Origin of the sequence: Mycobacterium intracellulare ATCC 13950 (assembly GCF_000277125.1) — a bacterium.
In the GTDB taxonomy this organism is placed as follows: Bacteria; Actinomycetota; Actinomycetes; order Mycobacteriales; family Mycobacteriaceae; genus Mycobacterium; species Mycobacterium intracellulare.
This window is the reverse complement of the sequence record NC_016946.1, coordinates 102,407-125,333: the sequence shown is the minus strand read 5'-3', so window position 1 is coordinate 125,333 and position 22,927 is coordinate 102,407. Positions and strand designations below refer to the sequence as shown.

At 66.9% G+C, this 22,927-nt stretch carries 26 protein-coding genes; 6 read left to right on the top strand and 20 right to left on the bottom strand.

Going from position 1 to position 22,927, the window contains the following annotated elements:
• Positions 1 to 71 precede the first annotated feature (71 nt).
• A complete protein-coding gene (locus OCU_RS25620; RefSeq protein ID WP_014378803.1) occupies positions 72 to 761 on the top strand; it encodes a class I SAM-dependent methyltransferase in 690 nt (229 codons plus the stop codon).
• 9 nt (positions 762 to 770) lie between these two features.
• Here the strand turns inward: OCU_RS25620 and OCU_RS25615 are convergent, their stop codons facing one another.
• Genes OCU_RS25615 through OCU_RS25605 form a run of 3 tightly spaced genes read right to left on the bottom strand, consistent with a single transcriptional unit; the run spans position 771 to position 3,243 of the window.
• A complete protein-coding gene (locus OCU_RS25615) occupies positions 771 to 2,390 on the bottom strand; it encodes a PPE family protein (protein WP_225331989.1) in 1,620 nt (539 codons plus the stop codon).
• A 2-nt stretch (positions 2,391 to 2,392) separates the two neighbouring features.
• Positions 2,393 to 2,701, bottom strand: coding sequence for a PE family protein (locus OCU_RS25610; protein ID WP_009955621.1), 309 nt, complete (start codon positions 2,699 to 2,701; stop codon positions 2,393 to 2,395).
• Positions 2,698 to 3,243, bottom strand: coding sequence for a hypothetical protein (locus OCU_RS25605; RefSeq protein ID WP_009955622.1), 546 nt, complete (start codon positions 3,241 to 3,243; stop codon positions 2,698 to 2,700). The genes OCU_RS25610 and OCU_RS25605 overlap by 4 nt, the downstream gene beginning before the upstream one ends.
• A 71-nt stretch (positions 3,244 to 3,314) precedes the next feature.
• Here OCU_RS25605 and OCU_RS25600 point away from each other — a divergent pair, with 71 nt between their 5' ends.
• From OCU_RS25600 to OCU_RS51350, 3 genes are all read left to right on the top strand, one after another.
• The gene (locus OCU_RS25600; protein WP_009955624.1) at positions 3,315 to 3,740 is read left to right on the top strand and encodes a hypothetical protein; all 426 of its coding nucleotides are present in this window, start codon (positions 3,315 to 3,317) and stop codon (positions 3,738 to 3,740) included.
• Positions 3,737 to 4,522 (top strand): hypothetical protein, encoded by a 786-nt coding sequence (locus tag OCU_RS25595; RefSeq protein WP_009955625.1) that lies wholly within the window; start codon positions 3,737 to 3,739, stop codon positions 4,520 to 4,522. Before OCU_RS25600 ends, OCU_RS25595 begins: the two co-directional genes overlap by 4 nt.
• Before the next feature lie 67 nt (positions 4,523 to 4,589).
• Positions 4,590 to 4,757 (top strand): hypothetical protein, encoded by a 168-nt coding sequence (locus OCU_RS51350; protein WP_009955626.1) that lies wholly within the window; start codon positions 4,590 to 4,592, stop codon positions 4,755 to 4,757.
• Positions 4,758 to 4,810: 53 nt separating this feature from the next.
• On the opposite strand, the gene OCU_RS25590 is transcribed toward OCU_RS51350, so the two are convergent.
• The 13 genes from OCU_RS25590 to OCU_RS25530 all read right to left on the bottom strand — a co-directional run bounded on the left by OCU_RS25590 (position 4,811) and on the right by OCU_RS25530 (position 17,524).
• Complete coding sequence (locus OCU_RS25590) at positions 4,811 to 5,182, bottom strand: hypothetical protein (RefSeq protein WP_009955627.1); 372 nt, start codon at positions 5,180 to 5,182, stop codon at positions 4,811 to 4,813.
• Positions 5,183 to 5,194: 12 nt separating this feature from the next.
• Positions 5,195 to 5,419, bottom strand: a complete 225-nt coding sequence (locus tag OCU_RS25585) for a hypothetical protein (protein WP_014710781.1) — start codon at positions 5,417 to 5,419, stop codon at positions 5,195 to 5,197.
• Between the two features lie 271 nt (positions 5,420 to 5,690).
• Positions 5,691 to 6,950 carry a TetR/AcrR family transcriptional regulator gene (locus tag OCU_RS25580; protein ID WP_009955629.1) on the bottom strand — a complete coding sequence of 420 codons (1,260 nt, stop codon included), beginning with the start codon at positions 6,948 to 6,950 and terminating at the stop codon, positions 5,691 to 5,693.
• 129 nt (positions 6,951 to 7,079) lie between these two features.
• The gene (locus tag OCU_RS25575) at positions 7,080 to 7,877 is read right to left on the bottom strand and encodes a mannan-binding family protein (protein ID WP_014378799.1); all 798 of its coding nucleotides are present in this window, start codon (positions 7,875 to 7,877) and stop codon (positions 7,080 to 7,082) included.
• Between the two features lie 12 nt (positions 7,878 to 7,889).
• Positions 7,890 to 8,483, bottom strand: a complete 594-nt coding sequence (locus tag OCU_RS25570) for a hypothetical protein (protein ID WP_014378798.1) — start codon at positions 8,481 to 8,483, stop codon at positions 7,890 to 7,892.
• 31 nt (positions 8,484 to 8,514) lie between these two features.
• On the bottom strand, positions 8,515 to 9,765 hold the full coding sequence (locus tag OCU_RS25565) for an MlaD family protein (RefSeq protein ID WP_014378797.1): 1,251 nt from the start codon (positions 9,763 to 9,765) through the stop codon (positions 8,515 to 8,517).
• Complete coding sequence (locus OCU_RS25560; protein WP_014378796.1) at positions 9,762 to 10,994, bottom strand: MlaD family protein; 1,233 nt, start codon at positions 10,992 to 10,994, stop codon at positions 9,762 to 9,764. The genes OCU_RS25565 and OCU_RS25560 overlap by 4 nt, the downstream gene beginning before the upstream one ends.
• A 2-nt stretch (positions 10,995 to 10,996) precedes the next feature.
• Entirely contained in the window at positions 10,997 to 12,112 is a 1,116-nt protein-coding gene (locus OCU_RS25555; RefSeq protein ID WP_014378795.1) for an MCE family protein, read from the bottom strand.
• Positions 12,109 to 13,155 (bottom strand): MCE family protein, encoded by a 1,047-nt coding sequence (locus OCU_RS25550; protein WP_009955638.1) that lies wholly within the window; start codon positions 13,153 to 13,155, stop codon positions 12,109 to 12,111. The genes OCU_RS25555 and OCU_RS25550 overlap by 4 nt, the downstream gene beginning before the upstream one ends.
• On the bottom strand, positions 13,148 to 14,227 hold the full coding sequence (locus tag OCU_RS25545) for an MlaD family protein (RefSeq protein WP_014378794.1): 1,080 nt from the start codon (positions 14,225 to 14,227) through the stop codon (positions 13,148 to 13,150). The genes OCU_RS25550 and OCU_RS25545 overlap by 8 nt, the downstream gene beginning before the upstream one ends.
• Positions 14,224 to 15,795 (bottom strand): MlaD family protein, encoded by a 1,572-nt coding sequence (locus OCU_RS25540; RefSeq protein WP_014378793.1) that lies wholly within the window; start codon positions 15,793 to 15,795, stop codon positions 14,224 to 14,226. Before OCU_RS25540 ends, OCU_RS25545 begins: the two co-directional genes overlap by 4 nt.
• Positions 15,796 to 16,653: an ABC transporter permease gene (locus tag OCU_RS25535; RefSeq protein ID WP_009952080.1), complete on the bottom strand. Its 858-nt coding sequence runs from the start codon at positions 16,651 to 16,653 to the stop codon at positions 15,796 to 15,798.
• Between the two features lies 1 nt (position 16,654).
• Positions 16,655 to 17,524 (bottom strand): MlaE family ABC transporter permease, encoded by an 870-nt coding sequence (locus OCU_RS25530; RefSeq protein ID WP_008262772.1) that lies wholly within the window; start codon positions 17,522 to 17,524, stop codon positions 16,655 to 16,657.
• A 328-nt stretch (positions 17,525 to 17,852) separates the two neighbouring features.
• Here OCU_RS25530 and OCU_RS25525 point away from each other — a divergent pair, with 328 nt between their 5' ends.
• Positions 17,853 to 18,464 (top strand): hypothetical protein, encoded by a 612-nt coding sequence (locus OCU_RS25525; RefSeq protein ID WP_009952082.1) that lies wholly within the window; start codon positions 17,853 to 17,855, stop codon positions 18,462 to 18,464.
• On the top strand, positions 18,464 to 19,165 hold the full coding sequence (locus OCU_RS25520; RefSeq protein ID WP_026071081.1) for a hypothetical protein: 702 nt from the start codon (positions 18,464 to 18,466) through the stop codon (positions 19,163 to 19,165). Before OCU_RS25525 ends, OCU_RS25520 begins: the two co-directional genes overlap by 1 nt.
• A 21-nt stretch (positions 19,166 to 19,186) precedes the next feature.
• Here the strand turns inward: OCU_RS25520 and OCU_RS25515 are convergent, their stop codons facing one another.
• Genes OCU_RS25515 through OCU_RS25500 form a run of 4 tightly spaced genes read right to left on the bottom strand, consistent with a single transcriptional unit; the run spans position 19,187 to position 22,596 of the window.
• Entirely contained in the window at positions 19,187 to 20,143 is a 957-nt protein-coding gene (locus OCU_RS25515) for a dipeptidase (protein WP_009952086.1), read from the bottom strand.
• Positions 20,140 to 20,724, bottom strand: a complete 585-nt coding sequence (locus OCU_RS25510; protein ID WP_014378790.1) for an arsinothricin resistance N-acetyltransferase ArsN1 family B — start codon at positions 20,722 to 20,724, stop codon at positions 20,140 to 20,142. The genes OCU_RS25515 and OCU_RS25510 overlap by 4 nt, the downstream gene beginning before the upstream one ends.
• Positions 20,725 to 20,779: 55 nt before the next feature.
• The gene (locus tag OCU_RS25505; protein ID WP_009952089.1) at positions 20,780 to 21,211 is read right to left on the bottom strand and encodes an SgcJ/EcaC family oxidoreductase; all 432 of its coding nucleotides are present in this window, start codon (positions 21,209 to 21,211) and stop codon (positions 20,780 to 20,782) included.
• Positions 21,208 to 22,596, bottom strand: coding sequence for an FAD-dependent oxidoreductase (locus OCU_RS25500; RefSeq protein ID WP_009952091.1), 1,389 nt, complete (start codon positions 22,594 to 22,596; stop codon positions 21,208 to 21,210). Before OCU_RS25500 ends, OCU_RS25505 begins: the two co-directional genes overlap by 4 nt.
• Positions 22,597 to 22,927: the final 331 nt, after the last annotated feature.

Below are 22,927 nucleotides of genomic sequence, written 5' to 3'. Positions count from 1 at the left end.
GCATCGCCGGGCCGATCCCCGCTATATCAACTTTGTTGACACATATCAGGTTGGTTGATATCAATGGTGGTATGACTCAGCCAACGCAAGAGATGTTCGAAGCTGCTTACCGGGGCGAGGCCCCCGAGATGGGCGAGGGCAACCGGCCGCCATGGAGCATCGGTGAGCCGCAGCCCGAGATCGCGGCCCTCATCGAGGCCGGCAAGTTCCACGGCGACGTGCTCGACGCCGGTTGCGGTGAGGCGGCGGTGTCGCTGTACCTCGCCGAACGCGGTTTCACCACGGTGGGCCTGGACCAGTCGCCCACCGCCATCGAGTTGGCGCGCGAGAAGGCCGCCCGGCGCGGCCTGACCAGCGCCAGCTTCGACGTCGCGGACATCAGTGCCTTCACCGGGTACGACGGCCGCTTCGGAACCATCGTCGACAGCACCCTGTTCCACTCGATGCCCGTCGAGCTGCGCGACGGCTATCAGCAGTCGATCGTGCGGGCCGCCGCGCCCGGAGCGTCGTACTTCGTGCTGGTCTTTGACCGCGCCGCCATGCCGGCCGATGGCCCGGTCAACGCGGTCACCGAAGACGAACTGCGCGACGCGGTCTCCAAGTACTGGGTGATCGACGAGATCCGCCCGGCACGTATCCACGCCAACGTGCCGGAGAGCTTTCTGGAAGGCTTCCAGGCCTTCGCCGGTGCCGACATCCGTGACGAGGGCAACGGCCGCAAGTCCGTAGGGGCCTGGTTACTGTCCGCGCATCTCGGTTAGCGGCGCGACCTACGGGCCGTCCCAGCTCTCCGGCAGCATCGGCAGACGGGCGCCGTCGCCGGGCTGATCGCCGGCCAACGTGATCAGGCCTCCCGCCCGCACGCCGGGCTTGGGCAGCGTCCCGGTGAAACCCTCGATCGCACCAGGGGAGTCCGACGCCAGGGCGCGGACGGGCTGGGACGGGCTCACCGCGCCGGAATCGTCGTCGGCCTCGATGAATTCGTACCGGTAGCCGGGGTCGATGACCGAACGCGGGCGGCGCCGCGACCGTGCCTGCTCCCGTTCCGGTGCGCTCACGCGCGCCGGCGCCGCGGCGCCCTGCGCGGCCGGTAGCTCGGTTCTGGTGCGGCTCTGCGCTTTCGAACCCATGCCGAGGCCGAGGCCGCCCACCATGTAGCCGAAGCCCTCGGCGCCGGTCACCGGAGCGGGGGGCGTGGGGGGCGCCGCGGGCGGCGCGACGGTGGAGACCGTGGTCGCCGGGGCCGACGCCACCGACGTGACCGGCGCCGCCGGTGAGGCCGGGGCCATCGGAGCCATCGCCGGCGCAACCGACACCAGCGGCGGCTGCATCCCCACCACGGCGGGTTGCGGGGCGGCGACGGGCGCCGGGGCCGGCGCAGCCACCCCGGCCAGCCCCGCCAGACCCGCCAGTCCGGCGAGTCCTCCCAGGCTGGTGATGGACAGGCTCAAGCCGACCTGCAACAGCAGCGGCAGCTCCTGGAGGATGAACCGCAGCGTCCTGATCGTCCAGTTGATGATCCGGAAGGTCTGCCAGGCGATGAAATAATTCATCAGCGCCGGGAATGTGGACGGGTTGAGCAGACCTGACGCGTTCTGCTGAAGCCACGCCAGCGCCTGGGCGTTTCCGTTGAAGAAGTTCCCCAGATTCTGCAGATACTCCGACGGGCTCCAGTTCGGCTGTCCCTGGCCGGGGATCTTTTCGCCGTCGGGCCCGAAGAGCATCTCCCAGATCTCTTCGGGTGTGGGCAATTGGAACGACCCCTGCCCGCCGCCGCCGCCTGACCCAGTTCCGGTCCCGCCGCCCGCCCCAGTTCCGGTCCCGGTGCCGGTCCCCGCGCCGGCCCCGGTTCCAGTGCCGGTCCCCTTGCCACCGCCCGACCCGGCGCCGCTGGTCAATTGCACGGCTTCGGTCGTGACCTGATAGGTGCTCATCGTGGTGGCCGCCTGGGTCCACATCCGCGCGTAGTCGGCCTCGTTGAGCGCAATCGGAATCGTATTGACCCCAAAGAAATTCGTTGCCACCAAGGCGGCGTGCATGGCATGGTTGGCGGCCAACTCGGGCAGCGTCGGCATCGCGGCCAGGGCGGCCGTGTAAGCGGTGGCCACCCCCTGATGTTGGGCGGCCGCCTCGGCGCTCAGCGTGCCGGCCAGCTCCAGCCAGGCCAGGTACGGCATGTGCGCGGCGACATAAGTTTCCGCGGTCGGGCCATCCCACACCCCGGCCGATCCGGTCAGTACCGCCGTCAATTCCGTTGCCGCCGACTGGTATTGGGAGCTCAGGGCGGCCCAGGTGCCCGCCGCGGCGAGCAGCGGGCCCGGCCCGGGACCACTGCTCAGCAACGTCGAATGCACCTCGGGGGGCAGCGCCATCCATACCGGAGCGGTCATCGTCAGCCGCCTGCCCCCAGGTACGTCGCCGCGTCCGCCGCGTCCTGGGCGGCGTAACCGACGCCCGCGAGGCTCACACCCAGCCCGGCCCGGCCCAACACCTCGACGCCCTTGGCCGCCGCGGCCGTATGCTGGCTGCCCCTGCCGCTGAAAACCGCGGCGGCTCCGAGCGATACCGGATCGGCCGCCGGTGGAACCACCGCCGAGACCACCGGGGCGGCGGCCGCGTGTGCGGCCGCGAGCTGGGCGGTGATGGCCTCCACCGCCGCGCTCGTCGCGGCCAGGCCCTCGGGAAGGACTCGTAGCGTCATAGCGGCCACTCCTCACATCGGTTTCTGCCCATGAACATCGCCGCCACCCAGGCGAGCAGACCGGCTGACAATCCGAAAACCAGATGCCAGCCGGCCTTTTCGAGCAGCCCGCTCGACACCCAGGTCGACACATGACCGCCGGCGCGCAGGCCGAACACCGAACTGGCCAGTGCGACAAGATGAATCGGGGCGGCGGCTGGCGCCAACAACCATCGCCGCACCCGCACCGCCGGCAGCGCGGCGGCGGTGTACAGCAACGCCGCCGCGGCCACATAGCGACTACTCCACAACGGGTCGCCCCACCCGTGCATCGGCAACGTCGCCACCGTGGAGGCCGCCCCGACCACGAGTACCGTCTCGCGCCGGACGGTTACCAGCGCCACCGCCACCAAGAGGGTCAGCCAGACCAATCCACGGTGCCCGGGCAGGCCCAGCGGGATCCGGACATCGGTGGAGGCGACGATCGTGGCGGCGGCAAGCAGGGGGAACACCGCCTCGCGGGCGGCCATGAAGCCGGCCGCGGGGCGTTGCATCACGGTCATCCGGAAAGCATAAATTGCGAGCAGCTACCCTGACCCTCATTTGCGGCGTATTCACAGGATAGGATCCGAAAATGCGCAGCTATACGCCGTCGCTTCGGGCAGTCGCGGTCCTGGCCGTCAGCGCTGGGATCGCGGCGTGCGGCCCCTCCGGGACCGACAACCGGCTCGTCGTCCAGGACAACCACCGCGTCCTCGACCAGTTCACCATCGCGCAGCTGCAGCAGCTCCCCCAGGTGGAGATCACCACGCCGCAATCGCACGGAGCACAGGCCCAGAAGGGGCCCAGCGTGCGCTCGATTCTCAACGCGGCGGGCGCGGCCGACGCCACCCGGGTCCGGGTCGAGGGGCGTGACCCGGCCCAGACGCTGATCGCCGCCGCGCTCGACGATCAGACCATCCTCAGCTTCACCAAACGCAACACGCTCAAGCTGACGGGCGCGCGGCTCAGCCGCGATCAATGGGTTCGCGATGTCACCGCCCTGGTGGTCAACCCATGACCGAAGCTGTCGCGCTCGCCGGTGTGGACCTGCTCGTCGGCATCGACGACACCGACAACGCCTACACACCCGGCACCGGTCGGCGCGCCCGCGCGCTGCTTCGCGAGTTGGCGGCGGCGGGCCTCGGCGCCCCCGCCGGCGCCACCCGTCACCAGCTGCTCGTCGACGACCGGATCCCCTATACGTCCCACAATTCGAGCGCCTGCCTGGCCTGGCGCAGCGCCGACGGCGACCCCCACGGGGCACGAGGCGAAATCATCGAACTCGCCGGGCGATTCCTGGAACGGGTCTGCCCACCCGACGCCGACCCCGGCCTCGCCGTCGTCATTCCGGGGGATCTCGACGACGCAGCGCCACTCATCGAGTTCGGTCGCCGCGCCAAACGAGAGGTGTTGCATCCCAGCGAAGCCCGCGAACTCGGCCCGGCGCTCGGGGTGCATCTGTCGGGACACGGCGGCACCCATGAGGGCATGACCGGCGCGCTGGCGGCGATCGGACTGCACCTGTCCGGCAACGACGGCCTGTTCATCACCCTGCCCGGCATCCGCAAGCTGCCCCATCACGCCACGCTCGACACCGTCCGCACCCTGACACCGATCGATCTCGCCCGCGACGACCTGCACCGCCAGCCGACACCCGGCGAGGTGATCGAACTGGGCGACTGGGTGCGCCCGGTGCTGCTCGACGGACTGGCCGTCCTGCTTCTCGAGCCGCCGCGCGGTCGGGACGGGGGCGGCAGAACCTGGCGAACCGCCCCGCGCGCCGTGGTCAAACGGTATTGAGTGTTTCGACGCGTGCGATTCGGGCGACCCTGACAGGAGCCATCGCAGACGTTCGGAGGAGATCCCGGTGGATCAGGAAGTCAACGCCGACTCGCCCGCTGCGCCCCAGGACGCGCGGAAGACAACCGAGGAACAACGCAAACTGCAGGAACAGCTCGAGCACCAGCACGAAGACCCCAACGCGCCGGGTTTGCACCAGTCGCGGCATGACACCCCCGACGAGAGCACGCGATAGGCTCACCGACAACTGTTGATTACCAAGCGTTTTCGGATCCCGATTATTGTCGATCAGCCTTCGCTGTGCTCGATGCGGGCTCGACGATCGTGGGCGAGCGCCGCGGCCGCCACCCAGGTCAGGGTCAGGCCCCCGAGGGCGGCCGCGGGGATCGCCCACGCGCGCCGGGCCATCAGCGCGTTATTGCACTGGCGCACGTAGTTGTTGCCCGCCGCGTGCGGCGCACCGGCGCTTGCCTTTTGGCCGGGCGGCTTCTTCTCCGCATTGGAGGCCTGGGTCAGATCGGTGGTAAAACCGCTGCCGCATTTGACTTGCCAACCGAACTGGTCGTAGGCCTCGATGAAAACCGGGAACCGGAGCGCGAAAAGTCCGCCGGCCAAGAACACCACCGCCGCGAAGACAATGAGCGGTCCGCGGGTGACCATCCCCCTGAGCCCCTAGGTCATGCACACGTTGGCGAAAAGCAGCACCGGCCAGGACACGATCGAGCCGAGGAACGACACCACCAAATCGACGCCGTGCATGTCGTGCAGATGCGCCGTGTGGGTGCTCGACCAGATCACGCCGACGATCAGGTACGGCGTACCCAGCAGGATGCCCAGTCCCAGCAGTTCGGCGATGCTCAACTGATACTCGAGGAGCTTGCGGAGTCTGGCGAGCATGAGCGTCCCTTTCGCGCGGGCGCCGCCGGAATTGCCGCCGGCCCACACCAAGCGATGAGGACCACCACATTCCGGCGCGCGGACTAGACGCTGAATATGTTAATCCCTATTCGCACGTTTTGGTAGTGCAGGGGAACGGCCGGCGGTGATCGGCATGGCGACTTTACGCGGAGATATGCTGCTGCAACAGCACGTTCAGTACCACCGACTCGTCGGTCGCTGCGCACGCATCACAGCAAGTGCAGCGCGGTTCTTCGGAGTGAATTGTCTTTCAGCGACGTTGTCGGATCTCGCCGACCGCGTCGGGCGACGCGGCCGGCCGCCCCAGCACCGTCACTTCCATCAGGCGACGAACCGTGAGTGTGGCGGACTGACTGGTGTCGGGGTACACGAGTCGCCCGATGTCCACCGCGAGCGCGAACGCGGCGTGCACGGCGTACCGCGCGCGTCCCAGGGTGAGTTCCGGTCTTGCCGCGACGGCCAACCGGGCCCAGGATTCGACGGTCGAGCGCTGAATGTTGTAGAGCAGCACCGCATCTGACTCGGGCAGGTTGTGACGCTCGGTGTAATAGACGCACGCGAGCTCGGGGTTGGCGAAGGACCGGGTCACATAGGCGTCGATGAGCCGGGCGAGTGCCTGCTCCGGATCGTCGCTGGTGGCCAGGATGCTGGACAGGTCGCCGGAGAGTTGGTCGGCGGCGCGCCGGTAGTAGACCGCCAAGATGGCGGCCTTCCCCGGAAAGTATTGGTAGATGCTGGCAACCGGTATGCCCACCGCGGCGGCGATGTCCTCCATCCCGGTCTCGCGGTAACCGCGCTCGTTGAACAGGCGCATCGACTCATGGAGCAGCAGCTCGTAGCTGCCCGCGGCGCTGGTCAGCGTCGACGTCCGCAGCGGTTCGGAGCCGCGTGGGTGCTGCGCCGGCAACTCGGCGTGCAACACCGCGGTCGCGATATCGGTGAGCGCTGCCCGGATCTCCGCGTTGCCGAGGCGGGACCGATGGTCGGTGATACTGCCGATGACGCTCAACGTGGCCGCCGACAGCAACCAGCGTTGCCGCGATGTGAGTTTGGGGCGCAGCCTGACCAACGGCCGCTGCAGGCGCCGGTTGATCCGCTTGATCTGCTCCGCCGAAGCGCGTTGGTCGTCCCCGCGCAGATAGCGGCCTTCCCACCGATACAGCCCGCCGGTGGTGCGGTTGACGATGGTGGTGTCGATCAGCGCACGGGTGAGCGCGCTGAGGACCTTTTCGGGATCGGCGTCGGCGGGCACGTCGTCGGCGAACGCCGTCGCGTCGACCAGTTGCTGGCCCAGCGCCAAGACGACATCGCGGAACAGGTCGTATTTGCCTTGCGAATGCCGGTACAGCGCGGCCGCGGAAATCCCGACCCTCGCCGCGATGTTCTCCATGCTGACGGCGTGGTAGCCGAGCTCGCTGAAGGCATCGGTGGCGGCGCGGGCGATCTGGATCTTGCGGTCCTTCGGGCGCCGCTTGACGTGATCCGCAGACGAGCGGCTAGCCGATGGCATACAGATCACCGTAGCCGCAGCGGCGGCTGATCGGGCGATCGGTGGACCGCCGGTTTTGTGGGGACGGCAAGGTGGGGCCGCCCGGCCGGGCGCAGCGTCGTACGCGAGGTCATTGGACGTCTAACCCCGTTACGCCCCGCCGAATTCCGGCCGCAGCACCGGGCTGAGCGCGCTGAGCGGGATGTGTGGCTCAACGGTGCCTCCGTCCATAAACCATTGCTGGGACTGCCCGTACTGGATCGGGGAGTCGTGCCCGACCGGGTAGTCCGGCATGTAGAGAATCAGCTCGTCGGGCGTGAGCGCCCACGCCTTGTAGCCCCCGGAGAACACGTTGTCCGGTGTCCAGCGGTCGACGGTGAACGGATATGTCCCCGGGGTGTGTTGCCACGCGGCGCGGTCGAGCGCCTCCTGAATGAAGGGTTCGGCCAACGGAGGGATAGCGGTCAGCGGGGCGACACCGGGTTTGGTGATGTCAGCCAGCTGCAGCGGCCGTCCGGACGCCATGTCGAAGGTGAACGTGCGATAGGCGTTGTTGAACGACGGCCCGTCGGCGTGGTAGTCCTCGTGGAAGGCCACGCTGAGCGCGCGCCCATGCGAGAAGACTTGGAAGTTCTCCTCGCCCCAGCTGTCTTGGACCATCGAGGCGCCCTTCGCGCGCCAGTTGTTCATCAGGGTGTGCAGGTACTCGCGGATCGCGGGGCCGCTGGTCGGGTTTTCGACCAGATCGCCCGGCAGGGCCATCTTGATGTCGCGCACGGCTTTTCGCTCGGATGTCACCGAGGCGTGGCAGTACTGTCCGTCCCAGTCGCCGCCGAGGTCGCCGCAAAACGACTGCGCCGACGCCGACGCCGGCGGCGCGGTCAACACCGCCGTGGCCACCGCCGCGGCCACCGCCGCGACACTGGCCGAGAGCCGGATAATCCGCATGACCGAAACGCCCTAGGGGAGTTCGACTTTGCTGGCCAGCCAATGGCCGCCGACATTGTCCATCGTGATCTTCATCCGACTCCGGTCGACGCGGCCGTCGGGACGCACGGCATTGCTGACCGTCTGGTCGACCATCAACAACACCACCACCCTGGTTTTGCTCAGGGATTCGATCGCGGAGTCGACGACCGTGCCGTGCGCGGTGGCCTTGTTGTCGACCAGCAGCTGCCGAAGCTGCACGCTGGCCTTGGTGTAGGTGTCCTTGAATTCCCCTGTGGCGCCGTCGAGTACGGCGGAGAAGTTCTGGTCGACCTGGTTGGAGTCGATGCTGGTCAGCACCTGGGCATAATCGATCGCGGTTCGCTGGGCCGCCTGCCCGGCCTGAGTCACCGTGTGCTCATCCCACAGCTTCCAGCCCAGCCCGCCCGCAAGGCCGAATGCGCCCAGGTAGACGGCGGCCACCACGGCGACGCCGGCGTACCTTTTCCACTGGCGCGCCGCGGTTTTCGGGCCCTTCTCCCCGGCATCCGACGCGTCTTCGCCGTCGTCGGGCGGCTTCTCGATGTCCTCGGTGGTGTCGCATTCTTGGTCGGCGGTCACGGTCACGGTTTCTCCTCGAGGTCTGGGCGTCGGTAGGTCAGTGGGGTGGTTCGATCGGCAGCACCGGTCCGCCGTACGGCGTGGGAATGGTGAACCGGCCCTTGGGCGTTGGATCCGCGGTTTGGCCGAGGTCGGCGCCGGCCGGGGGGCCCGCGGTGTCGTCGCCGCCCGGCCGGGGGGCGTTCTTGGCGCCGCGGATCAACACCTGGGGATCGTCGTCGCGGCAATAGGTGTACAGGAACGGTTCGGGGTAGTCCGCCGACGACGACGGCCGGCGCGGGGTGCCGTAGTCACAGGTGTAGCGCGGGTAGATGTCGGCGGTCGCCCACAGCCCGTGCTCGTGCATGGTCGTCATCAGGGCCTCGAGCGTGGACCCCCGGTAGTTCGGGAAGACCGCGTTCAAGGCAGGAACCCGGACATAGATGATCCGCGCGGTGGTCACCAGGTTGGCCAGCAGCCCGACCATGGTGTCGGAGTTGTCGTCGAACAGGTTGTCCACCGACGACATCGCGTGCGGTGTCTGGTCGACGAATTTGCGATAGCCGCGGTCCATTTTGTTCACACCGGTCATGAGGTCGCCGACATTGCGTGCGGCGACCGCGAGCCCGGCATTCTTGTCGGAGAGGGTGGTCAGGACGACGCGACTGGTCTTGAGCATGCTGACGGTCTGCGGCAGCACCGGGTCCATCGTGGAGAGCAGGAACGTCGAACCGTCGATGATGTCGGTGAGCTTTTGCGGGCCCTCCTTGCTCAAACTCAGTTCGCGCTTCACGATTTCGAGCTTCTTCGGGTCGGCTTGGGCGAGCATCCCATCGGCGTCGGCCAGCACCTGGGACAGCGGGATGGGAGTCGTGGTCCGCTGTGGGCCGATCACGCTGCCGTTCGACAGGAACGGTCCGCTGTTGGAGGCGGGCTCGAAATCGATGTACTGTTCGCCGGCGGGCGAGAGTCCGGACACCCGCACCGGGCTGACAGCGGGAATCTTGTTGTTCGCGTTGATGTTTGCGATCACCTCGACACCGGTGGGTGTGGGTCGCAGCGACTGAATCCGCCCGACCCGGATCCCGCGGACGGAGACGTCCTGGTTGGCCAGCAACCCGCCGGATTCGGGCAGCCGGATCGTGACCTGGAAGGTGGAGTCCAGCGGATTGATGCGCAGTGCGCCGATCGCCAGGTAGGCCAGGCCGACCACGAGGGTGAGCACCAAGGCGAGGCCGGACAGCCAGGCGCGCTGGCGGTGGCCGGCTCGGACCGCGGCGACGATGATTCGAGCGAGGGTGTCGATCATCGCGGTGGCTCCGGGTTGATGGGATCGGGCGGCGCTTCTCCCCCGGGCGCCGGGGGGAGGGGCGGACCGCTCGGCGTCCACGGGGTCTGGCCCATCGGCGTTTGCGGCCCGCGACCCACGACGCGTTCCTGCAGGCGCCACAGCACGTACTTGATGGAGCCGATCATGTAGTTCCAGTCGCGGCGCATGGGTCCGTGAAATGCCGGGTCGCCCTTGAACCCCCCGGTCTCCGCCCCGGTACCGGGTCGCGATCCCATGACCAGCCGGTCGAAGCTTCCGCGTACCGAAATGGCGTCGCTGGACGTGGTTTTCACGAACGGCGGGATCAGCCGGTTCAGCGCGGCGAGGCTGGTATCGGGGCTCAGCACCACGTCGTTCCAGGCGGCGGCGATGGTGTTGGCGTCCTTGATGACGCTGCGGCCTGTCTTGTCGGTGCCGGCGATGGAGGGGAATTTGGAGAGCTGCCGGGTCGTGGCGCCGAGTTCGTCGACCACGTCGGCGATTTCATCGGCGTTGCTGGACAACACGTTCGTGGCCGGGCCGACGGCCTGCAAGACCTCGGTGATCGCCTGGTTCTTCTCATCCAGGCGATCGGCCAGGCCCGCCGTCTCGGTCACCGCCGCGTCGATCTGCTCCGATCGGGCGTTGAGCTTGCCCAGCAATAGATTGGTCCGGTTGATCAGGTCGCCGAACGCGCGTCCCTGGTCGCCTGTCGCCTTCCCGGCGCCGTTGACGATGTTGGTGAAGTTGCGGACCGCACCGCCGTTGACGAGCAGCGCGGCCGAGCTGAGCACGCTCTCGACGGTGGCGGCGGCGCGGGTGGCCGGCAGCCCGATGGTTTCGCCGCCCTTGAGCAGCGGCGCATTCGGGTCCACCGGGGTCGGTGGCTTGATGGCGACGAACACGTCGCCGAGCGGTGTCGCGGATCGCAGCTCCGCGGTGCTGCCGACGGGGATGCGCACGCCGTCCATGATGCGCAGGGTGGTCACCGCGGTGTAGTTGCGCGCGACCATCTTCTCGAGTTGCCCGACGTCGGCTCCGGCGAGTTTGACCTTGGCATGGGCGGGCAGATTCAGGGCGTTGGAGAACACGGCGTTGAGCAAATATCCACCGCCGCCGATTCCCGGTGCCGGCAGCGGCAAACTGGCCAGGCCGTTGGTGGCACAGCCCGCACTGACCATCACCGCGCTCAGCGCCGCCGCCGCTGCCTTGTGCTTGCCCCAGGTCATCGCTACTGCCCCATCGCCGAGAGGCCGTCGAGGATGTAGGTCAGCCCGAAGTCCGGGCCGTAATCCTGGAGCGTCCCTGTGCTGCAGCCCAATTGGCGCAGGTGCATCAGATTGCACAGCTCCTTGGCCGACTGGCTGTCGGTGAGCGCCTTGTCGAGCAGGCCGTGCACACGGATCGCGCCATTGGTGCGGTCGACGGTGTTGTACAGGTTTTCCAGTGTCAGCGGGAGCACGTCCAGCATCTCGGCCACGACGCGCTGATCCGCGACAACCGTCTTGGCGACCGTGTCCCCGTTGCGGACGGCCTGCTTGAGGTTGTCGCGATTGTTCTCGATCAGCGTGGTGACTTCTTCGAGTATCCGGTTGATGGTCCGCCCGGTGGCGCCGGTGCCGAACTTCTCGTCCGCCAGGATCTGGCTGAGCTGCCGTGTGGTGGAACCGAACTCGCGTACCTTGGCGTCGTTGCGCGCGGCCGCCTCGGTGATCGAGCTGAGGTCGGTGATGATGGTGGTCAGTTGCTCGCGGGTGGTGACGCCACGCTCGGAGCTGAGGCGCAGCGCTTTGGAAAGCTCGTCGAGGGCGGCCAGGATCTTCTTGCCGTTCCCATCGGTGATGGCGACCGCCGCGTCGCTCAGGTCGGCGACCGGGCCGCCGCCTTTCCCGTCGCCCTTGAGCGATTTGGAGACTTTGTCGAGCATGTCGAGCACGCGGTCGAACGCCACGGGCGTCTTCGTCCTGGTCAGTCCGATGGTGTCGTGGTTCTTGAGCACCGGTCCGCTCCGGTATGGCGGGGTCAATTCAACCTGGCGGTCGGTGAGTATCGAGGTGGTGATCGTGACGGCACGGACCGCGGCGGGGATCTTGACCTTCTTGTCCAGCGTCAGCTCGGCCTCGACGTAACTGCCTTTGGACGTGACCTTGCTGACCTTCCCCACCGGCATGCCGAGCACCGCTACCACGTTTCCCTCGTAAAGGCCGGCGGCGCTGTCGAATTGAGCGATCACGGTCATCGTGTCTAGTCGGGATTTGACATAGTGCCCTACCAAGCCGATGGCGACGGCCGCCGCCGCGGCTGCCACGGCCGCGACGGCGATGAGCCTGCGCCGACCGGAAATCATTTGCAGTCCTTGAAGTACTGGATCATCTTGAATTCCTTCGCGCGCCCACTGATGGCGCACATCCACGAGTCGATGGCGAGCCCGTTGGGCAGGTTGAATTCGACGACCGGACCGTAGCCGGTGGCGTTCGTCAAGCCCCGCAGCGCCACCGGGGCGACCTGCAGCGTGTTGCGCACCAAGTCGTCGTGCTGGCCGATCATGTTCGTCAGGTCATGCAGGTTGACGAACAATTCGTCGAGCATGGGGCGGTTGGTGACGACGACCTTGTCGAGCTGATCGACCAGCTCGGTCAGCGCCGCGAACATGGCGTGGAAGGTGGCCTGGCGGGCCACCAGGTGGCCGAGCAGGTCCTGCCCTTGATCCATCAGATGCCCGATGTTGGTCTGCTGGCGCCGCAGCGTATTGACCACTCGCTGAGTGCTTTTCAGCAGCGTGCCGAGCTGTCCCCGGCGGTCGGCGGTGATCGTCGACAACGTCTGCAGGTTCGCGACCGCCTGCGGAACCAGCGGGGGCACCCCGCCCAGTTGCTTGCCCAGCACGGCGAGCGACTGCGCGAACTGGTCGGAATCGACCTGCTCGAATGTGGTGGTGGCGTCTTCGAGCAGAGACTGCAGGTCGTAGGGCACCGCCGTGTGGGACAGGGTGATCGTCTTGCCCGGAATCGATCCCGGGCCGTCGGGCACCAGCTCCAGATAGCGCGATCCAAGGATGGTCATCACCTTGATGACCGCCCGGGTGTCCTTGCCCAGCGCGACGTTGTCCCGCACGCTCAAGCCCGCTTCGACGTGATCGCCGTCGAGTTTCATGCTGGTGACGTGCCCGACCTCGATCCCGGCGATGGTGATGGGGTTTCCGGGCCGCAGCGTGGCGGCTTGCAGGAATTCGGCGGTGTAATGGGTGTAACCGACGCCGAGAAGCTTGATCCCCAGCGACACCGCGACGAGGACCGCGACCACCGCCAGCCCGCCCAGCCCGAGCCAGGTCCTGTTGTAGGACTCGAGCGGTCGCCAGCGCAGCCATCGGGTTCTCAGTGCGTCAGCCATTGGCCATGTTCCTGCATCGCGGGGTGTGCCACCCCATGTTCTTCGTGGTGATCGGATACGCGTTTCCGGGCGTGGCCGCGTTGACGATGAACGTGGTGATGTCGTTGAGCCCGGGGAAGAAGCCCGTCGCGTTCAGGTCACACGCGTAGGCGTTGCCGTAGGAACCCTCGCTGAGCGCCCGCGCGAAACCCTTGAGCAATAGGGGGAGGTTGTCACCGGTGAACGCCAGCTGGGGCTCGATTCCGGCCAGGTGCTTGCTGAATCCCGGCTCCCGGGTGATCAGCTGGTTCAATGACGGGTCGACGTCGTCGGCGATCGCCGCGAGGCGGCGGGTAACCCGGGCGATCGAACCCACCGAGTCCTGCAGCGCCGGGCGGCGGGCATCGAAATTGGCTACCGCGGAGCGGGTTTGATCGAGGGCGTGGTCGAGGTCGTCGTTTTGCCGCGCGACGGTGTCGGTGACCTTGGTGAGATTGCTGATGAGGTCGCCCAACGACTGGTCGCGCGCCGACAGCGTCCGCGTGATCGTCGAGGTCTGCTGCACCAGCAGCGGAATGGACGCCTGGTCGCCTTGCAGCGACTGCAGGACCCCCTTGGTCAGGTCGTCGGCGTCTTTGGGGTTGAGCAGGGTGAACAGCGGCTCGAAACCGTTGAGCAGCTTGCCGACGTCAAAGGAGGGGTCGGTCTGCTGCACCGGTATCACGCTGCCCGCCGAAAGCGTTCCCCTGCTGCCGGTTTCGCCGAGCGACAACCCCAGATACCGCTGCCCGATGATGTTCTGGTAGGTCACCGATGCGACCGTGTTGCCGTACAGGTGCTGGTCGTTCTCGACGATGAACGAGGCCTTCGCCAATTTGCCGGCCAGTTCGATGTTTTCGACGCGGCCCACCCGCACGCCGGCCATGCGGACGTCGTCACCGATGCGTAGTCCATACACGTCGGTGAACATCGCCGCGTACCGCGTGGTCGGCCCAGCCACGTCGCGCCGCAGGGTGGCGTACACCATCCACGTCACGGCGATGGCGATCGCCATGAACAGCGACAGCCCGATCAGCGGTCCGCGTACCTTCATTTCGGCTCACCACCCGGCGCCGGCTGCGGTTGCCGTGGTTTCAGGGAGACCGTGGCGCCGCGCGCCACCGGGCCCAGCAGCAGTTGCGTCGCCACCGACGCCGGACGACCCTGGCCGGTGATCGCGCCGAGTTGGTCACGTTCGTGTTGGCTGCCCACCGGGCCGACGTTGCCGCCGTAGGCCGCCGGCGCGGCCGCGTCGGGCGGGCCCGGACTCGGGGGAGGCGGTCCCGGCGCCGGTGCCGGCGGCGCGTCGTCGGGGTCGGCGGTCCCCGGGACGCGGGGTGTCGGGCCGATCTGCCACGGCCACCACGGCAACGGCGGGTTGGGGTCTTCCAGGCTGGGATTCGGGTTGAACAGGGGCGGGCCCACCGCGGTGAGGTTGCCATCGGGTCCGATCTGCGTGCCCGGGGGCGGCGCCAAATCCGCTGGCGCGTGGTAGTTCTGCGGCAACAACACCTCGGGCAGGTCCGGGCGCACCGCGATGGTCGGGGCGGTGTAGCAGCTCGGCCCGAGCAACTGACCATACCGCGGGCAATCGGCGCGGGTGTAGGTGTAGGTCGGGGTGAGCGCCAGATTGACTCGCATGTTCCCGGTGTCCATTTCCGGGTCCCACACCTCTTCGAAGAACTTGTCGGACAGCCGGTTCAGCCGAGTGAAGATGGGGACGAATTTGTCGCTGTTCAGGGCGAACACGCCGAGGGCGGGCGTGAGGTTCTGGCTCATCTCGATCAGCTGGTCGGTGTGGTTGTCGAACGCTTGCCGGTTCACGCCGAAGGTGTGGCGCGAGCCGGTGACCAGAGACCGGAATTGCTCGTGCTTTTCGGCCAGGGTTTGCATCGGTTTGACCGCGTCGTGCAAGACGTCGACGAGGTCGGGCGCGGTGGCCTGCAGGCCGCGGGTGGCGTCCAGCAGCGCGGAGACCGTGGACGGGCCGGGGTAGGTGGTCACGATGGCATTGAGCTCGTCGAGCACCCGGGTCAGCTGCGCGCCGGCGTTGAGCAAGGTGCCGCGCCGGTTGTTGGTGGCGGCCGCGACGGCGGCCAGGATGCCGACACTGTGGTCTTCGCGGCCCCGGCCGGTCGCGGCCAGGATGTCGCGTAGCTTGCTGATCGTGGTCTGGAAGATCACCGTCGACAGCTGCAGGTCCTCGGGGATGCGCGTCCCGTTGCGGATGCTCGGGCTCGGGGCGCCGTCGACGAGTTGCACCGACGAGACCGCGAACACGTTGCTGGGCACCACGCGCGCGGTCACCGCGCTCGGGATGTCCTTGGCGTATTCGGGTTTGAGGTTGATGTGCACGTAGTTCGGCTTGCCGTAGGCCGCCGGGACGACGTTGTCGACGGCGCCGACGAGCAGCCCGTGGTATTTGACATCGGACCGCGCCGGCAGCCCATCGCCCACGTTCGTCAGCTCGGCGACCACGCGGATGTAGTCGTTGAGCCGGCCGGTGGACTTCAGCAGCAGGCTTCCCGTGATCAGTCCCGCGATCAGCAGCACCGTCGCGCCCAGGGCCACCAGCTGTTGGTCGGTGGGGCCCCGCCCGTCGAAATCTAGCGAATTGGCCATTCAGCCACCGAATCTCGCGCCGGCGTCGATGCTCCACAGCGCCATCGTGAGCAACATGTTGACCATGATCACGACGGTGATGCTCGCCCGCATGGCATGGCCGGCCGCGACGCCCACGCCCTCGGGTCCGCCCGCGGCGTAGAACCCGTAGTAACACTGCACGGTGGAGGAAAGCCACACGAAGACAACGCATTTGAGTACCGAGTAGGCGATGTCCTTGGTGCTGAGCATCATGGTGAAGTAGTGCAGGTACGGGCCGATCGATCCGCCGCTGATGATGTTGGCGACCACCTGGCACGTGAGGTAGGTGACGGCGAGGCAGGCGATGTAGAGCGGGATGACGGCGATGACGGAGGCCATCAGCCTCGTCGTGACCAGGAACGGGATGGGGCGTATCGCCAGGGATTCCAGGGCGTCGATCTCTTCGGCGATGCGCATGGCGCCGAGTTGGGCGGTGAACCGGCAGCCGGCCTGCATCGCGAACGCCAGGGAGGCCATGATGGGCGCCAGTTCGCGGGTGTTGACCAGTGACGAGATGATCCCGGTGGCGGGGCCGAGGCCGAGCAGGTTGAGAAAGTTGTATCCCTCCACGGCCACCAGTGCGCCGGCGGTGAAGCCGAGGACCACCGCGACGCCGGCGGTGCCGCCGCCGACCACGATCGAGCCGTTGCCCCAGGCGATGTTCGACAGCAATCGTAGGAATTCCGTGCGGTATTGCCGAAGCACGATCGGCACCGCGAGCACGGCACGGACGAAGAAGACCAGCATGTGTCCCAGCCGCATGGTAGGTGCGGCCGCGACCCGGTACGCGCCGATGAACGGTCGTGCGAGTCCGGGAACGTATGCGGAGGCCGTCATTTCACAGTCCCGTCCTGGGGAACAGCGTGTTGTACAACTGGCTGATCCCGACGTTGACGATCATCAGCACCAAAATCGACTCCACCACGGCCGCGTTCACCGAGTTGGCCACGCCCGCCGGCCCGCCCTTGGTGAAAAGCCCTTTTTGGCAGGCGATTACCGCCACGATGGCTCCGTAGATCACGGCCTTGAGCAGCGCGACGATCATGTCCTCCGTGGTGGCGAACGACGAAAACGTCGCCACGAAACTTCCCGGTGCGCCGCGTTGGAAGTAGACGTTGAACAGATAACTGGCCAAAAAGCCGACGAAGCAGGTGATTCCGGTCAGCGCCACGCCGACCATGATGGCGGCGGCGAAGCGAGGGACGACCAGGCGGCGGATTACCGAGACCCCCATGACCTCCATGGCGTCGGTTTCTTCGCGCATGGTCCGAGACCCGAGGTCCGCGGTGATGGCGGACCCGACGGCCGATGCCATCAGCACCGCGGCCACCAGCGAGGCGGCCTGACGGATCACGGCGAGCCCACTGGCGGCGCCCGCCAGCGAGGTCGCGCCGACCTGGTTGGCCAGCAGGGCGAACTGGATGGACAGCGTCACCCCGATGGGCAGCGCCACCAGGACCGTGGGCAGCACGGCGGTCGCCGCCATGAAGGCCCCCTGCCGCACGAACTCCGCCCACTGGAAGCGGCCGGTGAACAGGTCGACCATGCAGTACTCGACCGTGCGGACCGCGAGGATGTACTGCTCGCCCAGTGTGTTCAGCGAGGCGAGGGGGTGCCGCACCACATAGCCCGCGGACCACTCCTGGATGGTGGCCACACTGTCGGGCGCCCGATCCTCGGTGAGCGGGCGATCGTCCTGGGCGGTCATCGCCGGATGCGCCTCGGCGCGGTCACTCGCCGGTACGGCTGTTCATCGGTGAACCTTTGCTGTGCCCCCACGGGCGGCTATGTTAACCGCTATTCAGGCTATGCGAAAGATCTCACTTTGCACTTTGTGCAGATTTGGCGCTAAATTGCCCCGCCTGGTGCCGCTATGACCCGTGGTCACTTCGCATCTTCGCCTGCCAGCGGGTCCTTGACGCGACGCCGACTTCGCGAGAAGATCCCGTTCCAGGCCACAGATGTTACTGGACATTTGTCGACTAAATGGTTGGTTAGAGCGGTCGCGAGTTATCGTGTTCTCGGGGAAGGCGCGGATGATTCTGGCGAGGTTGCGACAGGCGGGCGGAGGCATCGTGTGTGCCGGCCAGGCGCTGCTCGCGACCGCCGTCGTGCTTTCCGGCACCGCCTACGCCGATCCGGGTGAACCTCCCCCACCGCAGCCGGCGTTCACGCCCGCGCCCAGCGATTGGTCACCGAACTTCGACGTCTGGCCCTACAACACGTTCACCTCTCGGGTGACCCCCGAGATGATCGGCGGAATGTCCGACTCCTGCCAATGGTTCAAGTCCCAATTCGATCCGTTGATGGGCCAGATCAACGACTTCAATCGCCACCTCGGTGACCACCATGACGACTACACGACCGGCGGCATGCAGCGGAACGCCGATGCCGTTGTCGCCAACATCGATCGGTCGACGGCCTTTCTGGGCCCGCGGGTGAAGCCACTGATCATCACCAACGAACCCGACAACTTCGGCCCCTATTCGCCGTTATACGGCGGGGAATCCATGGTCCACTTGGCATTTCAGTTGTCCCGGATCAGCGACAGCATCAAGAGAAAGGATCCGTCGGGCGTCACCCACGCGAATATCGTCTCGGCCATCGGCTGGGCGAACGCGCTGCGTGACTCCGGCGCATGTAACTGATGAACCATCGCCCATCGCTACGAACAGTCGGCAACCCACGGACGTGGTTGGTGAGTCGCTTCCGCATCGCCGCAGAAGGCACAGAAGTTGCCGAAGACACGGAAGCGGCGGAGGCCGAGGACGACGACGTCAGCCGTCCACCGGCCGACGCCTCCCCGGACACGGACCCCGGTGAGGGCTCCGCCGACGGGGAAGACGATCAGCGTCCGAGCAAGCGAAAGGGCCGGCGCGTCAACGTCGCTCGTTGGGCGGCCGCTCTGATTCTGGCGGTCGTACTCGCCGGCGCCGGATACGAGGGCTGGTTGCTGTTCCAGCATCACCAGAAGGACGTGGCGGCGGCCCAAGCACTCACTGCGGCAAAGAAATACATCCTCGCGCTGACCAGCGTGGACACCAACGCGATCGACAAGAACTTCGCCGAAGTCCTCGACGGCTCGACCGGCGAGTTCAAGGACATGTACACGAAATCCAGCGCCCAGCTGCGCCAAACGCTCATCGACAACAAGGCGGCGGCGCACGGCAACGTCGTCGACGCGGCGGTCCAGTCGGCGACCGAGGACAAGGTGGACGTCGTGCTGTTCGTGGATCAGTCGGTGAGCAACGGTGCGGCGCCGGCACCTCAGCTGGACCGCAGCAGGGTAAAGATGACGATGGAAAAGGTGGACGGCCGATGGCTGGCCAGCAAGGTCGAACTGCCGTGAAGTGATGCGCCGGTGGCCTGTTCAGGCGCGCCAGGCTTGTTTGGCCACCCGATAGAAGTTGCCACCGAGGACCGCGTGGATGTCACGACCGTTCCATCCCCTTCCCCGCAGGTGCTCACCGAGTGTCACAAAGGTTTCCGGCGGCACCCACTGGATCGGGCCCCAGCGGGTGTAGCTGGCGTCGAACAGGTGGGGATTGCGGCGCAGCTCGTTGGCGAAATCGGCGGCGTCGAAACAGAAGTCGGTGCTGATACCGACGTGCTCGATGCCGACGAGGTCGACGGCGTATTCGAGGTGCCGTGTCATCGCTTCCAGCGTGGGCGTGTTGGGTCCGAGGAAGATGCCGACGCCGGTGATGCCGATGACACCGCCCGTCTGCGCGCAGGCCCTGGCCTGATCGTCGGTGATGTTGCGGGGATGGTCCCACAACGCGCGCATGCATGAGTGGCTGTAAATGACCGGGCCGGTCGATACCTCGCACATGTCGAGACCGGTGCGCGCACTGCAGTGAGACCCGTCGGGAACGATGCCGACCGTGTTCAGTTCCGCGACGATCGCACGGCCCCAGGCGGTGAGGCCGCCGTCGGTGCGGTCGAGGCAGCCGCTGCCCGCGCGGTTGGCGTTGTTATAGGTCGGCAACAGGGTGCGCACTCCCAGGTTCGCCAGCCTCCGCAGATTCTCCAGGTCGTCGTCAAGCGGGCGTGAATCTTCCAGGTCGAAGACGACCGCGATGCGCCCGGCTTGGGTCGCCGCGTCTACCTCACCGAGGGTGGCCGCCAATTCCAGGCCGGGGTGGTCGTCGATCGCGGCACGATAGTGATCCAGCAGCGCCACGGCGTCGCCGAAGCTGTGTGGTGAATATCCCGCGTTGACCGAAAGCACCGTGCCACCGGCGAATTGGTAACGATTCAACGGCCCGATGTCGGCGTCGGTGGCGAGCGGCAGGCACGTGTGCTGGTCCCACAACAGGGCGGTCATGGTGGTGAACTCTCCTGAGGCGAGCCGTTACCCTCGAGCGCGGAGTCGACGGCCCGATCGGCCAGTTCGGGCCAGGGCCTCGGTTCGCGCGGGGACGCGGGCGGGTCGGCCAAGCGACGATGCCACCAGCCGACATCCCACCATCTTTGTCGCTTGAAGCCCACGTCGCGAAAGACGCCGACCGGGGTGAAGCCCAAGGCTTCGTGCAGACCGACACTGGCAGCGTTGGGAAGCGTGATGCCGGCATAGGCATTGATGTGCCCCTGTGCGGCAAGCACATTCAGCAGCGCCGTGTAAATTCGGCGGCCATGTCCCCGGCCCTGAACGGATGTGTCGAGGTACACCGAAACATCGACGCACCAACGGTAGGCGTCCCGTGCCCGGTGTGGGCTTGCGTAGGCGTATCCCTTGGGGCCTCGACTGTCCGCGACGACCAGCCAGGGCAGCGTTGCCAGCGTGGTGGTCATCCTCGACCGCATCTCCTGAACGCTCGGGGCGACCGTCTCGAAGGACACGGCCGTGTCCCGCACATACGGCAGATAGATGTCCACGATGGCGCCCGCGTCCTCGGGCGTGGCCATTCTTAGCCTCACGACCACAGAAGGCTAGCCGCACGACGGCCGATGGTCGCGGCCTTCAGGAAAAGAACCTGGCCATAAGGGCTTCTGCGAACGGGCGATGCGTGGTGTTTTGCGAAGACGCGAGCAACCAGCGCCCGTCGGTCCGCACGGCGACACTGGTGTTCACCCGGGCATTGCGCCGGTTGCGTCGCCGCCTCACCACCGTCGCGTTCGCGTGAATCAGCGCCACGTCGGGTGTGAGAAACCGGAGCTGGGCGACGTCGATCCGTAGCCGGGTGCCCTTGAGGAGCTTGCGGAACAGCGGGGCGTACGACGCCGCAATCGCGTCGCGGCCCGTATGGTGGGCGCCCAGAAAGGTGACGTAGTCCGCATCCGCGGTGAAGACACTGGCGTAGGCGTCGGGATCGCCTGCCGCCCAACCCCTTACCTGCTGATCGATCAGCCCGCGGATCGCGTCTTCGTCGGCCCGCCGCTCACCGGTCGTCACAATGCCTCCCGCAATCGATGGTGTCGATGCTGCTGCGCCCGTCGGAATCGTTGCCGCAAGTTGGCTCGAAGGACGCGAAGCAACAACGTGGGGTCCTGCAGCCGCACCGGTGGGTCGACGAGGTGAGTGACCCGCAGCAGGCGTTCGGTGACCGCGGTGTCGTCGCCGGCGGCGTTCAGCATCGCCCCGACCAGACGGCCCCGCAGCCACCGTTGCAGGGAAGGCTTGCGGTTCGACGACCGGTTGCGGTCGTTGGCCTGATTCATCGCCCATGTCGGCCGGATGCCGCGTGCCGCCATGAGGAAGAAGCGCTGGGCCAAGTCGGCGTCGCCGCCGCGTAGGCAGTCACGCAGTGCCAGCGCTTGCTGCGCCGCCATTGTCATGCCTTGCCCGTACACCGGGTTAGGGCTGCAGAGCGCATCGCCGATGACGAGCAGTCCGCGGGGGAGTCTCGTCATGTGGTCGTAGCGCCGCCAAACCGCCGCGGGATTGCGGAAGGTGGCAATGTCCGCGAGCGGGTGCGCGCGGTGTAGCCCGTCCATGATTTCCGGGGGCAATGCACCCTCGGCCAGCGCAAGCATGGTGGCGAAATCGGGTGGCGCCCCGCCCGTGTCGATGGTGCGGGCGACCGCGAACATCCAGGTGTCGTTCTCGCAGGCCAGCAGCAGCCCGCCGGGCTTGCCACGGAGCCCGAGGTTGAACACGACCATCTGCTCGTTGATGCATCCGTTAGGGATGCTCAGCAGTTGGCTGGAATAGCCCAGCATGGCGGTGGAGCGCGTCTCGGGCGGGCGTCCGTAGCCCATCCCCTCTAAAAACGCCGGGGTGCGGGCGGACCGGCCCATCGCGTCGACGACCAGATCGGCGGCCAGGTCCCCCGGCGTGCCGTTGTCGTGCTGCACTATTCGCACGCCGGCAATGGCATTTGCCTCGGTGAGCGGCTCGATCACCTCATGGCCCTCGAGAAACCGCACGTTGGGCAGATTCGCGACGCGTCGATGCACATGGGACTCCACAAAAGGTCGCGTCGCCAGGCACAACGTCACCGCCGTGGGATCGGTCAACGTGCCCGCACGTTGGAGCTCGTAGCGGCCCGCCCGCACATAAAGCCGCGACAAGTCGCCGTCGTCGATGACAACCGCACCGGCGGCGCCCAGCTCGTCAATCAGCCCGGGAAACAGTTCGGCGAGCACCTGCGTGCCGCGGCTCAGGAAATTGTGGATGTGACGCCCTTGTGGCACACCCTTCCGGTGAATGGGAAGGCCGAGAGTCTTGTCACGCTCGATGACGCACACCGAGTCGTAGACATCCGAAAGTACCCGCGCGGCAAGCAGACCCGCGATCCCCGCACCTAGCACAACGGCGTGCTCACGCGAGGCGTTCACGGCACAGGCCTGTGAACAGAGGAGCCCACACGGTTTGTGGTGTGACCCATGCCGCAGCAGCATACCGCAAATCTAAGGTTATGGTAAGAATATTAAGGCGATGATAATACGGCTTCCGCCACGGCCGACCGGCGGGATCCGTGGAGATCGCAGTCCCTCCCGGACAACGGCACGCACCTCAACACGGTGAAAGTTGGATCTATGCACAGCTTTTGGGACATGGGTGGCCCTCCTGGCGTCCATTCCGATGATTCGCTGCCACCCACAGGGCCGCCGTGGATGCGCGAGCATGCTTTCGAAATTGTTCCGCTGCAGTTAAAGTGGGGCGTCG